Annotated in this window: 18 protein-coding genes; 13 read left to right on the top strand and 5 right to left on the bottom strand. The window is 65.1% G+C overall.

What is annotated here, in order from left to right; genetic code table 11:
- Nucleotides 1-17: 17 nt before the first annotated feature.
- Entirely contained in the window at nt 18-1,136 is a 1,119-nt protein-coding gene (locus XI08_RS17725) for an AraC family transcriptional regulator (protein WP_271575369.1), read from the bottom strand.
- 220 nt (nt 1,137-1,356) lie between these two features.
- On the opposite strand from XI08_RS17725, the gene napE reads away from it, so the two are divergent.
- The 6 genes from napE to XI08_RS17695 all read left to right on the top strand — a co-directional run bounded on the left by napE (nt 1,357) and on the right by XI08_RS17695 (nt 6,889).
- Nucleotides 1,357-1,542 carry a periplasmic nitrate reductase, NapE protein gene (gene napE, locus XI08_RS17720; protein ID WP_025575544.1) on the top strand — a complete coding sequence of 62 codons (186 nt, stop codon included), beginning with the start codon at nt 1,357-1,359 and terminating at the stop codon, nt 1,540-1,542.
- A 26-nt stretch (nt 1,543-1,568) separates the two neighbouring features.
- A complete protein-coding gene (locus XI08_RS17715) occupies nt 1,569-1,913 on the top strand; it encodes a chaperone NapD (RefSeq protein ID WP_029677379.1) in 345 nt (114 codons plus the stop codon).
- A 17-nt stretch (nt 1,914-1,930) separates the two neighbouring features.
- Nucleotides 1,931-4,444 carry a nitrate reductase catalytic subunit NapA gene (gene napA, locus XI08_RS17710; protein WP_027544936.1) on the top strand — a complete coding sequence of 838 codons (2,514 nt, stop codon included), beginning with the start codon at nt 1,931-1,933 and terminating at the stop codon, nt 4,442-4,444.
- Complete coding sequence (locus XI08_RS17705) at nt 4,441-4,911, top strand: nitrate reductase cytochrome c-type subunit (RefSeq protein WP_271575368.1); 471 nt, start codon at nt 4,441-4,443, stop codon at nt 4,909-4,911. The genes napA and XI08_RS17705 overlap by 4 nt, the downstream gene beginning before the upstream one ends.
- Nucleotides 4,908-5,561 (top strand): NapC/NirT family cytochrome c, encoded by a 654-nt coding sequence (locus XI08_RS17700; protein WP_271575367.1) that lies wholly within the window; start codon nt 4,908-4,910, stop codon nt 5,559-5,561. The genes XI08_RS17705 and XI08_RS17700 overlap by 4 nt, the downstream gene beginning before the upstream one ends.
- Nucleotides 5,562-5,773: 212 nt before the next feature.
- On the top strand, nt 5,774-6,889 hold the full coding sequence (locus XI08_RS17695) for an ATP-dependent DNA helicase (RefSeq protein ID WP_271575366.1): 1,116 nt from the start codon (nt 5,774-5,776) through the stop codon (nt 6,887-6,889).
- 181 nt (nt 6,890-7,070) lie between these two features.
- Here the strand turns inward: XI08_RS17695 and XI08_RS17690 are convergent, their stop codons facing one another.
- Nucleotides 7,071-8,756: a caspase family protein gene (locus XI08_RS17690; protein ID WP_271575365.1), complete on the bottom strand. Its 1,686-nt coding sequence runs from the start codon at nt 8,754-8,756 to the stop codon at nt 7,071-7,073.
- Nucleotides 8,757-9,004: 248 nt separating this feature from the next.
- Here XI08_RS17690 and msrA point away from each other — a divergent pair, with 248 nt between their 5' ends.
- The 4 genes from msrA to XI08_RS17670 all read left to right on the top strand — a co-directional run bounded on the left by msrA (nt 9,005) and on the right by XI08_RS17670 (nt 10,937).
- Nucleotides 9,005-9,709, top strand: a complete 705-nt coding sequence (msrA, locus tag XI08_RS17685) for a peptide-methionine (S)-S-oxide reductase MsrA (RefSeq protein ID WP_271575364.1) — start codon at nt 9,005-9,007, stop codon at nt 9,707-9,709.
- 29 nt (nt 9,710-9,738) lie between these two features.
- Entirely contained in the window at nt 9,739-10,158 is a 420-nt protein-coding gene (gene msrB, locus XI08_RS17680) for a peptide-methionine (R)-S-oxide reductase MsrB (RefSeq protein WP_027544930.1), read from the top strand.
- A gap of 108 nt (nt 10,159-10,266) precedes the next feature.
- The gene (locus XI08_RS17675; protein ID WP_177234419.1) at nt 10,267-10,431 is read left to right on the top strand and encodes a DUF3309 family protein; all 165 of its coding nucleotides are present in this window, start codon (nt 10,267-10,269) and stop codon (nt 10,429-10,431) included.
- 212 nt (nt 10,432-10,643) lie between these two features.
- Nucleotides 10,644-10,937, top strand: coding sequence for a hypothetical protein (locus tag XI08_RS17670; RefSeq protein ID WP_271575363.1), 294 nt, complete (start codon nt 10,644-10,646; stop codon nt 10,935-10,937).
- A 125-nt stretch (nt 10,938-11,062) separates the two neighbouring features.
- Here the strand turns inward: XI08_RS17670 and XI08_RS17665 are convergent, their stop codons facing one another.
- Nucleotides 11,063-11,635 (bottom strand): DUF4112 domain-containing protein, encoded by a 573-nt coding sequence (locus XI08_RS17665; protein ID WP_271575362.1) that lies wholly within the window; start codon nt 11,633-11,635, stop codon nt 11,063-11,065.
- A 61-nt stretch (nt 11,636-11,696) separates the two neighbouring features.
- On the bottom strand, nt 11,697-12,122 hold the full coding sequence (locus XI08_RS17660; RefSeq protein WP_027544927.1) for a DUF5413 family protein: 426 nt from the start codon (nt 12,120-12,122) through the stop codon (nt 11,697-11,699).
- Nucleotides 12,123-12,266: 144 nt separating this feature from the next.
- On the opposite strand from XI08_RS17660, the gene XI08_RS17655 reads away from it, so the two are divergent.
- The 3 genes from XI08_RS17655 (at nt 12,267) to XI08_RS17645 (ending at nt 13,304) form a co-directional block, all read left to right on the top strand.
- A complete protein-coding gene (locus XI08_RS17655; protein WP_028173075.1) occupies nt 12,267-12,509 on the top strand; it encodes a hypothetical protein in 243 nt (80 codons plus the stop codon).
- A 38-nt stretch (nt 12,510-12,547) separates the two neighbouring features.
- A complete protein-coding gene (locus XI08_RS17650) occupies nt 12,548-12,772 on the top strand; it encodes a hypothetical protein (protein ID WP_027544925.1) in 225 nt (74 codons plus the stop codon).
- A 169-nt stretch (nt 12,773-12,941) separates the two neighbouring features.
- Nucleotides 12,942-13,304, top strand: coding sequence for a hypothetical protein (locus tag XI08_RS17645; RefSeq protein WP_271575415.1), 363 nt, complete (start codon nt 12,942-12,944; stop codon nt 13,302-13,304).
- A gap of 180 nt (nt 13,305-13,484) precedes the next feature.
- Here the strand turns inward: XI08_RS17645 and XI08_RS17640 are convergent.
- A partial coding sequence (locus XI08_RS17640; RefSeq protein WP_271575361.1) for a hypothetical protein occupies nt 13,485-14,616 on the bottom strand: 1,132 nt, incomplete at its 5' end.

The raw sequence follows: 14,616 nt of genomic DNA, 5'->3' as shown, positions 1-14,616 counted from the left end.
CCCGATCCAAAAATCGGCTAGCCGATTTCTCGGCGCGGCTGGCTGATCCCGGGATCGCAGTCGGTTTCCGGCCGGGTCAGCGCCTCGCGCCGGAATTCGGTCGGGGTCACGCCGGTCTCGGCCTTGAAGGCGCGGTTGAACGGTCCGATCGACTGGAAGCCTGCATCCATGGCGATGGTCAGCACCGGGACCTCCCGTTGCGTCGCATCGGACAGCGCCAGCTTGGCATCCTCGATGCGATAGCGATTGAGGAACGCGTTGAAGTTTCGATAACCCAACCCTTCGTTGATGGCCTGGCGGAGCCGGTGCTCGGGAACGTCGAGCCGAGCCGCGAGCGCCCCGATCGCAAGACCTTCCTGCCGGTAGGTTCGATCCACGGTCATCAGATGGTCGAGACGCCGGAGCAGGATCGGGTCGACGATGACCCGGCCGGCGGGAGCACGATCAGCCCCGCGCGCATCGCCGGATGCGATTGCCGCCGTGGCGTCGTTGACGGCGGCGGCCGGCTGGGTGGCGAAAGCACCCAATCCGGCGAGCATCGCCACCGCAAACAGGCCGAACGCGGTCGGGAGACTGCCGGGCGCGCCGGGAACCGCGACAGGAATTGCGGCGAAGCCGGCGACGGCGACGGCCGCGATGAGCACGACGTTGATCGCAAGCATCGCCAGCCGCAGTCGGCGGCGCCGCGCGACCAAATCGGCCCGCCAGGTCTTGACCGTCTGAACCGCGGCAGCGAGGGCCAGCACCAGGGTGGCCAGCGCCAGGACTTGCCCGCCTGCGCCAGCCAAAGCGGGCCAGTGCGCCCAGCTCAGCGTGATCACGAACCCATAGGCCACGATGCTCAGCCAAAGGGCGCCGTGCCACCGCTTCAGCACGAAATCGTCGTCTAACGCCGCGCGCGCCCACAGCCAGAATACGGCGGGCTGGGCGGACAGGATCGGCAACGTCCACCACCAAGCCATTTTGGGGAAGTTGGGCGCGGTCACAATCGCATAGAAAATGCCGCCTGCGCACATCGCGATGCCCAGCAAAACCTGTTGGCCGGTCGCACGACGCAGCAATGCGATGAGAATGATCAGCAGCAACACGCCGCTCGTCGCACCGCGCAGCCCAAGATCGATGGCCGTGAGCCCCATCCCGTTCACACCCTGGGAACCCCATTCGAGAGCTCAACTCTCGCATCGCCTTCGCGCGTGCACAACCCAAACTTGCGGCTTTGACCACTGCTGCGGTCCCCGCTGCAAGTCGATGAATTGATCCAGATCAACGCGTTAACGGCTCGAACGTATCTAAAGTGCGGCAAGGCAACGGCCCGGATGCCGTCCCGATTCCCATACCATTTCGAAGAGACCGAATATGTCGGCCCCTGACGACACGACTGGGCGCGTGCGCCGTAAGCGCATGGAAATTTTCGCCTTCCTGTTCCTGACCGCGATCGTGATGCCCGTCCTCGCGGTTGGGACCGTCGGCTCTTACGGGCTCGGCGTCTGGATCTACCAGATGTTCGCCGGCCCTCCCGGCCCACCGCCCTCCCCGCATTGATCCCCGAACAGCGAAAGACAGGCGTCATGGCCCGAGCCTCACTGAACAAAGGCTTACTCGACAAAGCCACACTCAACCGCCGCGCATTGATCACCGGCCGGGTGCTCACCGCCGACCGCGTCGTCGCGCCGCCAGGCTGCGAGATCGCCAGCATCATCGTGCAGGCGCGTCCCGAACGCCTGGATGAGCTGGAAGCCGAGATCACCGCGCTGCCCGGCTGCGAGATCCACGGCCGCGATCCGCGCGGCAAGCTCGTCGTCGTGACCGAAGCGCCGGATGCCGGCAGCCTCGGCACCCTGCTCAACACCATCCAGTCGCTGCCGAACGTCTATTCCGCGGCGCTGGTCTTCCACGCCATCGAAACCGCCTAAGGGCCGGGAGAGCCATCATGACATCGCCGAAGCTCGACCGCCGCCAGATGCTGAAGCTCGAGGCCGCCGCGATCGCGGCCGCTGCCGCTGGGCTCCCGGCACCGGCGCTCGCCGCCAATCTCGTCGCCGAGCGCGACAACAGCGAACTGAAATGGGACAAGGCCGCCTGCCGCTTCTGCGGCACCGGCTGCTCCGTGATGGTCGCGACCAAGGACAACCGCGTCGTCGCCACCCACGGCGACATCAAGGCCGAAGTCAACCGCGGCCTCAACTGCGTCAAGGGCTACTTCCTCTCCAAGATCATGTACGGCCACGACCGCCTGACGCAGCCGATGCTGCGTAAGACAGGCGGCAAGTACGACAAGAACGGCGAGTTCACGCCAATCAGCTGGACCGAAGCCTTCGACATCATGGAGGTGAAGTGGAAGGAAGCCTTCAAGAAGCGTGGGCCCAACGGCGTCGCCATGTTCGGCTCCGGCCAGTGGACGATCTGGGAAGGCTACGCCGCATCAAAGCTGTTCAAGGCCGGCTTCCGTACCAACAACATCGACCCCAATGCGCGGCACTGCATGGCCTCCGCCGTCGCCGGCATGATGCGCACCTTCGGCATCGACGAGCCGGCCGGCTGCTATGACGACATCGAGGCCACCGACGCCTTCGTGCTGTGGGGCTCCAACATGGCGGAGATGCACCCCATCCTGTGGACGCGCCTCGCCGACCGCCGGCTGTCCGCGCCGCATGTCCGCGTCGCCGTGCTCTCGACCTTCGAGCACCGCTCGTTCGACCTCGCCGACATCGGCATGGTGTTCAAGCCGCAGACCGACCTCTACATCCTCAACGCCATCGCCAACCACATCATCAAGACCGGTCGGGTCAACAAGGATTTTGTTGCCGCGCATACGATCTTCCGGCGCGGCCAGACCGACATCGGCTATGGGCTGCGGCCCGAGCATCCGCTGCAGAAGAAGGCGACGGGCGCGGCGAAGGCCAACGACTCCACCGACATGAGCTACGACGAGTACGTCAAGTTCGTCTCGGACTACACGCTGGAGAAGGCAGCCGAGATGTCCGGCGTACCGATGAACCGGCTGGAGGCGCTCGCCGAGCTCTACGCGGATCCGAAGACAAAAGTGGTCTCGTTCTGGACCATGGGCTTCAACCAGCACACCCGCGGCGTCTGGTGCAACAACCTCGTCTACAACATCCATCTGTTGACCGGAAAGATCTCCTCGCCCGGCAACAGCCCGTTCTCGCTGACCGGCCAGCCCTCGGCCTGCGGCACCGCGCGCGAGGTCGGCACCTTCTCGCACCGCCTGCCTGCCGACATGGTCGTCACCAACAAGGAACACCGCACCAAGACCGAGCATCTCTGGCTGCTGCCCGAAGGCACCATTCCCGACAAGAACGGCGCCCACGCCGTGCTGCAAAGCCGGATGCTGAAGGACGGCCTGATCAACGCCTATTGGGTGCAGGTCAACAACAACCTCCAGGCCGGTCCCAACGCCAACGAGGAGACCTATCCGGGCTTCCGCAACCCCGACAATTTCATCGTGGTCTCGGACGCCTATCCGTCGGTGACGGCGCTGGCCGCCGATTTGATCCTGCCGACCGCGATGTGGGTGGAGAAGGAAGGCGCCTACGGCAATGCCGAGCGGCGCACGCAGTTCTGGCACCAGCTCGTCAACGCGCCCGGCGAGGCCAGGTCCGATCTCTGGCAGCTCATGGAGTTCTCAAAGCGCTTCAAGATCGAGGAGGTCTGGCCGGAGGAGCTGATCGCCAAGAAGCCTGAGGTTCGCGGCAAGACGTTGTTCGACGTGCTCTACAAGAACGGCCAGGTCGACAAGTTTCCGACCTCGGAGATCGAGGAAGGCTACGCCAACGCGGAATCCAAGGCATTCGGCTTCTACGTGCAGAAGGGACTCTTTGAAGAGTACGCCTCGTTCGGCCGCGGCCATGGCCACGACCTCGCGCCGTTCGAGGCCTATCACCGCGAGCGTGGGCTGCGCTGGCCCGTCGTCAACGGCCAGGAAACCAAATGGCGTTTCCGCGAGGGCAGCGATCCCTACGTCAAGCAGGGCACCGACGTGCAGTTCTACGGCTATCCCGACGGCAAGGCGCGGATCTTCGCGCTGCCTTACGAGCCGCCGGCGGAATCGCCCGACAGCGAATATCCGTTCTGGCTCTCGACCGGCCGCGTGCTGGAGCACTGGCACTCCGGCACCATGACGCGCCGCGTGCCCGAGCTCTACAAGGCGTTCCCCGAGGCGGTCTGCTTCATGCATCCCGACGATGCGTCGGAAGCCAAGCTCCGGCGCGGCGACGAGGTGAAGGTGGAATCCCGTCGCGGTTTCATCCGCGCCCGCGTCGAGACGCGCGGCCGCGACCGGCCGCCGCGTGGCCTCGTGTTCGTGCCGTGGTTCGACGAATCCAAGATGATCAACAAGGTGACGCTGGACGCCACCGATCCGATCTCGCTGCAGACCGACTACAAGAAATGCGCCGTGCGCATCGAGCGGGTGAACCTGTCATGATGAAACGATTTGGCATAGCCCTGCTCGCGGTCGCGATCGCTGCGGGCGCGAGCTCTCTGACCGCGCAGACGGTGACGTCAGGCCTGCGCGGCCCGGCCCCGCTCAATGACGAGGGCCCGGCGCCGCCGATGCTGCCGAACCGCAACACGTCCGAGCGGGAGGTGCGCAATTATCCGGAGCAGCCGCCGGTGATCCCGCACACGATCGACGGCTATCAGATCGACCTCAACGGCAACAAATGCCTGTCCTGCCATGCGCGGGCACGCATCGCGGAATCGCAGGCGCCGATGGTCTCGATCACGCATTTCATGGACCGCGACGGCCAGTTCCTGGCCTCGATCTCGCCGCGGCGCTTCTTCTGCACGGAATGCCACGTGCCGCAGAACACCGCCACGCCGCCCGTCAGCAACGACTTCACCGACATCGACACGCTGCTGTCGCGCACAAGCCCCGGTGGCCGCCGATGACGACGGCTGCTGACGAGCCCAAGGGAAAGGTGGAAGCCAAGCGTAGCTTTATCCTGCGCTGCTGGGACTTCGCGCGCGAGCTCTGGCAGGTGCTGATCCGGCCGAGCTCGGTGTTCGGGCTCGGCGTGCTGGTGCTCGCGGGCTTTGCGGCCGGCGTGATCTTCTGGGGCGGCTTCAACACCGCGCTGGAACTGACCAACACCGAGAAGTTCTGCACCAGCTGCCACGAGATGAAGGACAACGTCTATGCCGAGCTGAAGTCGACCATCCACTTCAGCAACCGCTCCGGCGTGCGCGCGACCTGCCCGGACTGCCACGTGCCGCACAACTGGACCGACAAGATCGCGCGCAAGATGCAGGCCTCCAAGGAAGTCTGGGGCAAGATTTTTGGCACCATCGACACCCGCGAGAAATTCCTCGATCACCGGCTCGAACTCGCCGCACATGAATGGGCGCGTTTCAAGGCCAATGATTCCCTGGAATGCCGCAACTGCCACAGCGCCGATTCCATGGACATCACGAAGCAGTCGCCGCGGGCTTCGGTGGCGCACCAGCGCTTCCTGTTCACGGGGGAGAAGACCTGCATCGACTGCCACAAGGGCATCGCCCACCATCTGCCCGACATGCGCGGCGTTCCCGGCTGGCAGTAGGGGGCAGTTGTACGCTGTTTGGGCGCCAACGCCTCCACGGCGTCATGGCCGGGCTTGACCCGGCCATCCACGCCTGGCCACGCGGCACGAAGAACGTGGATGCCCGGGACAAGCCCGGGCATGACGACCTCACCTGCGCTTGAACCGGCGGGCCGAATGGTTAGTTTTGAGGGATGGCGAATCGCTTCGGCTCGCCCCTCCTCAAGACAGATATGCCCACATTCACCCCGCATCAGGATGCCGCCCTCAAGGCCGTCGGTGACTGGCTCAAGGCCAAGCCCGGCCGAGGTGGCACGCCGCCCGTGTTCCGCCTGTTCGGCTTTGCCGGCACCGGCAAGACCACGCTGGCACGGCACATCGCCGAGGGCGTCGACGGCGAGGTGAAGTTCGCCGCCTTCACCGGCAAGGCGGCGCTGGTCATGCGCAACAAGGGTTGCGACGAGGCCTCCACCATCCACTCGCTGATCTACCGCGCCCGCGAATCCGGCGAGGAGCAGCCGAGCTTCGAATTGTGGGACGACGCGCCGGCGTCCAAGGCCAAGCTGATCGTGATCGACGAATGCTCGATGGTCGATGCTGAACTCGGGCGCGACCTGATGTCGTTCGACTGTCCGCTGCTGGTGCTGGGCGATCCCGCGCAGCTGCCGCCGATCCAGGGCGGCGGCTTCTTCACCAACACCGAGCCCGACGCGATGCTGACCGAGGTGCACCGCCAGGCCCAGGACGATCCGATCGTGCGGATGTCGATGGACGTCCGCGAAGGGCGCGAGCTCGACATCGGCCGCTATGGCGAGAGCGAGGTGGTGTCGCGCAAGGAGCTCGACCCTGATCGCGTCATGGGCGCCGACCAGGTGCTGGTCGGCCGCAACAACACGCGACGCGCGTACAATATGCGGGTGCGCCAGCGCCAGAACATCGAGGACGCCTTTCCGGTCGCCGGCGACAAGCTGGTGTGCCTGCGCAACAACCGCAAGAAGGGCCTGTTCAACGGCGGCCTCTGGCGCGTGAAGTCGCGCAACACCTCGCGCTCGAAATCGCGCATCCTCAGCATGCGGCTGTCGCCGGACGAGGATCTTGGCCACAAGGTGACGAAGGTCTCGGTGCGCGCCGACTGCTTCGAGGGCGGCGTCGAGCAGATCGCCTGGGAGCAGCGCAAGCCCTATGACGAGTTCGACTACGGCTACGTGCTGACCGTGCACAAGTCGCAGGGCTCGCAATGGGACGACGTCGTGCTGTTCGACGAGAGTTTTGCGTTTCAGGATAGCCGGGCGCGGTGGCTGTACACGGGGATTACGCGCGCGGCGAAGCGGTTGAGTATTGTCGTCTAGCGTCGTCCCGGCGAAGGCCGGGACCCATACCGCGGAATCTAACTGTATTCGATGGTGCTCGTACTAACGAAATTCGATCACTGCGAGTCTTCGTCAAACTACGTCCTGTGGTTATGGGTCCCGGCCTTCGCCGGGACGACACCGGGAATGAGGCTCCGCCGACGCATCCCCCACGCAGCCCTCACTTCCCCGCCACGAAGTAGAAATCCTCGCGCCCCGGCGGCGAGCCGTAGGTGAACGGCTGCTGCCCGTGCCTGGTCGCGGACCAGACGTCGTCGCGGACGATGTCGAACAGTTTCCTGATTTCGACGCGCGGCTGCTTGATCTCGCGGGCGAGCGCGGTGGCGAACGGGCTGTCGGCGCCGCCGTCACCGTCCATCGCGGTCTCGCCGTGCTTGGCGGCGTAGACCACCATGAAGCCGGCGCCGGGCTCGATGTTGGAAAAGCCCTTGTCGACCAGCTTGAGTGATAGCGTCCGCTGCATGGTCGGCGCGAACGGATTGTCGCGGCATGCATCCAGCATCACCAGACGCACTTTTCTCGCAGCGCCCACCGCTGCGATCACCTGCTCCAGAGCGACGGCCTGAGCCTCGGCATCCCTGTCGGCGGCCAGCTTGGCGTCGACAGGAACGAGATAGTTCACCCCGCCGATCTCGAATCCGTGGCCGGCGTAATAGACCACCGCCCAGTCGGCCTTCTCCGCTTCGGCAGCGAACGTTTGCAGCGCTTCGAAGAACTTGTCGCGGGTCAGGTCGCTGACGGAGATCACGGTCTGGAAGCCGACCTCGCGCAGCACGTCGGCGATCAGCTTCGAGTCGCGTGGCGGATTGGGCAAGGCGTGGACGTTCTTGTAGGCGCCGTTACCGATCACGAGCGCAACGCGGCGCCCGGTCACCCCGGCCGGCGCCTGCGGCGTCAGCGCGGCGAGCCGCGCCTGCGCGATGGCGCGGGCGCGCGCGACCTCGGTCTCGTCGAACTTGGTCAGCGAATAGGCCGCCGCGCGATAGTCGGCGCGGGCCTGGGCGAGATCATTCTTCCGCTCGTAGATCTGGCCGCGGCCTGAATGGGCCCGGACATTGTTCGGGTTGATCTGGATGGCCGTGTTGTAGTCCTTCAGCGCGGCGTCGACGTCGCCCTTCATCATGTTGACGTCGGCGCGATTGTTGATCGCGAACACGTTCTTCGGCTGCTTCTCGATCAGGCCGTTGCAGTCGGCAAGGGCCCGGTCGAACTTGCCCATCATGCCCCAGGTGATGCAGCGGTTGCCGGCGATCTGCGGCGCGGTCGGATCGATCTTCTCGGCCTCCGCGAAATCGTCGATCGCGCCGTCGAAATCCTTCATCAGCGTGCGAACGCGGGCGCGATTGGTCCAGCCGAGCAGGAATTTGGGCGTGTATTTGATCGACATGTTGAAATCGTCGAGCGCGCTTTGCAGCGCGCCCCGGCGCGCCTGGATGATGCCGCGGTTGTTGTAGGGGACGCCGTAGGCCGGGCGCTTCTGGAGCGCGAGGTTGTAGTCGGCCATCGCGAGGTCGTCCTGCCCGCTGCGCTCATAGGCGAGACCGCGCAGGTTGAGCGCAATCACGTTGTCCGGATCGAGATCGACGGCCATGGACAAGGTCTCGATCGCGTGGACGTGGTCGCGCTTGTTGATCAGGGTGTTGCCGCGCACGGACAACGCGACCGCCTTGTCCTTGCCGGTGAGCCGGTCGGCGTTGAGCAGATTGTCGCAGGCCACCGCGCGGGCCTGCGCCTCCGCCTGGCGGTCGCGGCAAATGGCGAGGTCGTCGCCGGATTGCGGATCGGCCACGGCGATCGACGCGCAGGCGGCCAGGATGACAAGTGTCAGGGAAACGACGCGCAGCATGTTGTCAGGCCAGCTCCAGCCACCACTTTTTTAGGTCGATCGTCGATCGCGCGGGTTCATCTAGCGCAGAGTTCCTCACAGCGCCAAGCCGGGCTGTCTCGGGCCGCGTTTTTCACAGAGTCGTGTCCGCCGCGGCGTAACAATCGGCACCTGTCCCCGTATCTCAGGTGACCGAATGCCGCCGGGCAAGGCTGTTCGCGCGGCGCCAACCGACCTAGAATATCCACCTTCCGGAAAGAGGATCTGCCATGCGCCGTCCCGCCCTCCTGTCCCTGCTGGCTGCCACGACCGCCCTGACGCTGGCCTTTGCCGTGCCGTCCCGGGCCGCCGAGGATGCGGTCGTGATCCCCGCCCCGACCATGGACGCGGCACCGGCGAGCGGCATCCAGACCGCCGTGGTCGCCGGCGGCTGCTTCTGGGGCGTGCAGGGCGTATTCCAGCACACTGCGGGCGTCGTCAACGCGGTCTCCGGCTATGCCGGCGGCACCAAGGCGACCGCCGACTACCAGACCGTCTCGAGCGGCCGGACCGGCCATGCGGAATCGGTCGAGATCAAGTACGACCCGAAGAAGATCAGTTACGGAAAGATCCTCCAGATCTACTTCTCGGTCGCGCACGACCCGACCCAGCTCAACCGCCAGGGTCCCGACACCGGCACGCAATATCGCTCGGCGATCTTCACGACCTCCGACGAGCAGAAGAAGGTGGCGGAGGCCTATATCGCCCAGCTCAACGGCGCCAAGGTGTTCGGCAAACCGATCGCGACCAAGGTCGGCGCGCTGGAGGCGTTCTATCCGGCGGAGGCCTATCATCAGGACTATCTGACGCTGCATCCGAACCAGCCCTACATCGCCTATAACGACCTCCCCAAGATCGAGAACCTGAAAAAGCTGTTCGCGGATAACTACATCGAGAAGCCGACGCTGGTGAATGCCAGCAAGGCCACCAACTGATCGCAAGATCACCAAAAAACGGGAGACCCATGCCCGACGCCAAGACGAAAACCACGGACGACAAAGTCATCAAGAGCGAAGAGCAGTGGCGGCGCGAGCTGTCGCCGATGCAGTACGCGGTGCTGCGCGAGAAGGCGACCGAGCGTCCCTTCTCCGGCGAGTATGAGCACGACCACCGTGCCGGCACCTATGTCTGCGCCGGCTGCGGCAACGTGCTGTTCGAGTCCGACGCCAAGTTCGATTCCGGCTGCGGCTGGCCGAGCTTCACCCAGCCCGCCGTCGAGAGCCATGTCGACGAGGAAAGGGACGTGAGCCACGGCATGGTCCGCACCGAGGTGCTCTGTGCCAAGTGCAGCGGCCATCTCGGCCATGTCTTCCCCGACGGCCCCGGCCCGACGGGCCTGCGCTACTGCATCAACTCGGCGGCGCTGAAGCTCGAGCCGAAATAAACGTCGCGCGCCGCCGGGTTCCGCCATGGAACCCGGCGGCGCGATGTGCTTTTCTTCTCTGGCGGTGTGGCCAATCATCGCGTTTTGGCGGCCGCCAGGGAGGATGCCATGACACTCGGGACCATCCTGATCATCCTGGTGATCATCTACCTGCTCGGCGGCCTGTCCGGCCGCGTCGGCGGTTACGGCTATGGCATGGGCCATTCCGGCATGGGAATCGGCGGCGTCGTCCTCGTGGTGCTGATCGTGCTGCTGCTTCTTGGCAAACTATAAACCATTTAACTTGTTGAAATTACTTGGTTTATAGCCCTTGCGGGGCTGCCATGCGCGGATTCATCATCTCCCATCGCAGGGGTCGCAATTTTGTCAAAACGGCCTATATTAGAGGGCGAAAATGACATGTGCGGCGGGCCCACGCGATTGGCCTCCGCCCTCCCAAACCCCACGCGCTTAAAGCCCCAGAGAAGATCACGAGGTCTTTGACCATGCGTCCACTGCGTCCGTTCAACTTCAACACCTCCGCCGAACTCTTCCCCGCCGCGATCCGCAAGAAGAAGCGTGCCGGCTTCACCTATCGCCGGTTCGGCACCGCCGCCGAGGCCGTGCAGTTCGCGATGGAGCAGTTGCCGACGGATTCGCTGAACGGCGCCTATCTCCAGGTCGAGGAAGCGCGCTTCGACCAGAACGGCATCCGCTTGCTCTATGAGAGCGAAGCCTTCCCGCTGCCCCGTCGCCGCAAGCCCGAGCCGGCCGCCGAGACCGACGCCGACGCGGCATAAGTTTTTCGCCAAGCCCGATGTGCGCGGAAGGCGCGATGGCCGAAAGGCTATCGCGCTTTTTGCGTTTCTGACGCCTTTCTTCCCCTCTCCCCGCACGCGGGGAGAGGCGAAGACCTGCGCAAGCGTTACAAGCGCGGCTGCTTGTCGAGCCAGCGGCGGAGCAGGCGCATATTGCGCATGTTGGCGCGGAACATGACGTCGAAGGCGTCGCCCGCAAGCGGAACCATGCCGACCACGCCATCGACCGCGACGTTGCCGAGCATGCGCGCGGTGAGGTACCAGGGCGCGCCCAGCGCGCGGGCCTCGCGCACCAGCCACAGCGAGATCGCGGTGGTGATGATGTCGCCGACGACGGGGATCAGCCCGATCAGGCCGTCGATGCCGTAGCGGATGTTGGTGCCGGGCAGGATGAAGGCGACGTCGAGCAGCTTTGCGATCGCCTCGAGCCGCGCGATGCGTTGCTCGCGCGTCAGGTTGCCGAACGGATTTCCTCCGAGCGGATTGCCTCCAAGCGGATTGCCTTGGTCGAACTCGAAACGAAACTCGCGAAAGCCCTGCTCCAGTGTCTCGGGCCGGATCTCGCGTCCGTCCTGGTCGATGATCGGCCCGCGTGCTTCGGTGCCTGAGAAGCTGGCGCGCGAACGGCTCCCGGAACGGGATTTGCGCGGAGCAAGAATATCGTCGTCGGACATGGTCATGGCCCAGGGAAAACTCGCCGACGCGGCGGAGGTTGCTGCACCGCGTCCGAACGTCGCGCGGTCAGGTCGGTGCCGCCGCCGCTTGCGGCTCCTCGAGATATCTATGCACGAGCCAGGAGGAAATCACCGACGGCACGAAGCCGACCATGCCATACAGGATGAACTGAACCGCGCCCGAATCCGGCCCGCGCGAGCTGTAGGTCAGCGAGGCCAGGACGAAGGCGAACAGGCCGACCAGCAGCATCCGCAGCACCGGGCCGACCCGGCGGATGTGGACCAGGATGTCATCGACCGCGCCGATCATCAGCGACGGCAGGAAGCCGAACAGATAGCTGTATTGCAGGGACTTGAAGAACACTGCGAACAGCTTGCCGACCTCGCCGAGGTTGGTCTGGGTCCAGTAGCCGGACTGGTAGGTCGTCGTCAGCAGCAGCAGGAACCCGCCGACGAACGGCCCGACCAGCGCAAACACCAGATAGCGTTTCATCAAAGACCCTCACACTTCGCCCCTGTTATAGCAGCGCCTCGGGAACCTTGAATAGCGGGCGCCGGCGCCCCCCCAAGGGGAACAAGTGGCAAGGCGACGAGTTCAGACAGGACCTGAATCACCCCTCTTGGACTGGAGCCGCCGATGTCCCGCAAATTTCTTCTGGCGACGATCACGCTTGCAACCCTCGGTGGCCTGTCGAGCGCGCCCGCTCTCGCGCAAGGCCACATGGGCACGCCGCAGGAGCAGAACGCCTGCTCGCGCGATGCCTCGCGGTTGTGCCGCAAGGACCTCGGCAATGACGGCGCGGTGCAGAGCTGCCTGCAGGCCAACCGGGCCAAGCTGTCGAAATCATGCAGCAAGGTGTTCGCCAGTCACGGCATGTGAGGATCGGACACAGTCCCTGTGAATGGAGAGGTGAAGCCATGTTGCGCGACGAACAGCTCTCGATCCTCAGGGACATCTGTCAATCCATCGCCTTCGCCGACGACCGGCAAGGCAAGATGGGACAATTGATCGCCGACGGCTACGTGATGAAGGACGGCGATCTGTTCGAGCTCACCGCGAAGGGCATCACCGCGGTCGAGGAACACGCCGCCGCACTTGGCGAGAGCGACGCCACAAGCACGCCATCCTATCGCCTCATCTGACGGAGCGCGTCGCTCTCTGCGTGACGTGCGCGCAACAATTGCGAATTCGTTCGTGCGGCCCATTGCAGCCATACGACAATGGCGCATACTCGGCTCGGGCGGCGCAGCACTTTTCGATTCGAACATCACGAGATCGAGCAACCACATGCGGGATGAGGTTCCCGGCGTGATCGTTGAGACATGCGGCAGGTCAAGCCGCGTGCGGCGCCCCAAAACCAAGCGGCTCAAGCCCACGGAACTCGGGGACACATTCGACATGACACGCAACCGGACCATCGCAACGCTCTTCGCCCTCGCCACCACCGCCGTCGCATTCCAGACATCGCCCGGCTTCGCCTTCTCGCCCGAAGCGCAGCAGATGTGCTCGGGCGATGCGATGCGGCTGTGCTCCAGTGAAATCCCCGATATCCCGCGGATCACCGCCTGCATGGTGCGGAACAAGGCGCAGGTCAGCCCCGGCTGCCGCGCCGTGATGGACCGCGAGCACGCAGCCGCAGCAGCATCGCGCAAGAAGGAAGCGGCCGCGCAGTAGTCATCCATCCGGGATGTCATTCCGGGGCGGTGCGCAGCACCGAACTACGATGCGCAATTGCGCATCTGAGAATCCATTTCTCTACGTCAGTGCCGCGCGATGGATTCCGGGTTCGCGCTTCCGCCTTCGCTCTTTGAGCTTCGGCGGACAAGTCGCGCGCCCCGGAATGACCGAAGTGGCTTAATCGCCCCACTGCGCGAACGCGTCGTTGAAGGCGCGCTCGCCGGGGGCGCCCTTCTCGATCGCGATGATGGCGCGGCGCTGGTTGGCATAGACCAGGGGCACGTCGAACCAGGAACGCTCCTTCAGGAGCTGGACGTTGCGGGCGCGGTCGGCGTCGACATTGGACAGGCCGACCAGGAAGAAGCCGTCGGTGACCTTGACCGCTAGCCCTGCGAGCGGCGTGCCGCGCGCCTGCTCGTTCGACTTCATCAGGATGCCCGGCACGTTGGAGACGCTGCCGCCTGGGAAATCCTGCGGCAGGATGAAGGTCAGCTCCGCGGTGTGGCTCGCCGGCAGCGAGGAGTCGGTGTTGCGGCGGAACGACATCGTCATCTTGAACTTGCGGTCGGGAATCTCGATGTCGGCGCGCACGGCGACATCGGCCTTCTGGTTGCCCGACGCCTTGATCGGCTCGAGCCGCCACACCACCGAGCCGACATATTGCTTGCCCTTCGGATCGGACGGATCCTCGTCATAGAGCACGACCTTCTGCGCCACCGGCGCGACCGGCTGGTCGCTGGCCGAGGGCTGGCCGACTCGATCGGGGATCTTCGGCTTGCTCTGCGGCTGGGACGGATCCTTCGGCGCCTCAACCACCTGGGTCGGCGAGGACTTGAGCAGGCCGTTCGCGATCTGGACCAGCTGCTTGCCCCAGAGAATGCCGGCGCCAACCAGGATCAGCACGATGCCGACGGCGATCGCACTCTTGAACGGGAAGACGGAGCGGGCGCGCTTGGGCTTCTTGGTGTCGCGGTCGAGGACGGGGATGTGCGGGCGCGTCGACGCGGCCCGCGGCGCATAGCGCTCGGCCTCCTCGATCGACTCGTCATAGGAATAGGGCGCATCGCCGTCGCCGGCGCGGTTCTCCAGGCTCGGCTCCAGCCGGTCGAATTCTGGCGAGGGCGAGGGCACGTTGGCGTAGGTGCGGCGCGCGGCGCGATTGGCCTGCGCGGCGGCGCCGCCGAGATCGTTGACGTCGGCGGTGATGTCGCGGAAGCCACGTACGCCGGGTGCGGGCGGCAGCGGCGGCGGGGGTCCGATGTCCGGCGGGCGGCGCCCAGGCGCGCGATCGCGTCCGGCAGGTGGAGGG

Source organism: Bradyrhizobium sp. CCBAU 11361, assembly GCF_028128935.1.
GTDB classification, from domain to species: Bacteria; Pseudomonadota; Alphaproteobacteria; order Rhizobiales; family Xanthobacteraceae; genus Bradyrhizobium; species Bradyrhizobium niftali.
The sequence above is the reverse complement of the archived record's forward strand: the minus strand, read 5'-3'. Positions and strand labels throughout refer to the sequence as shown.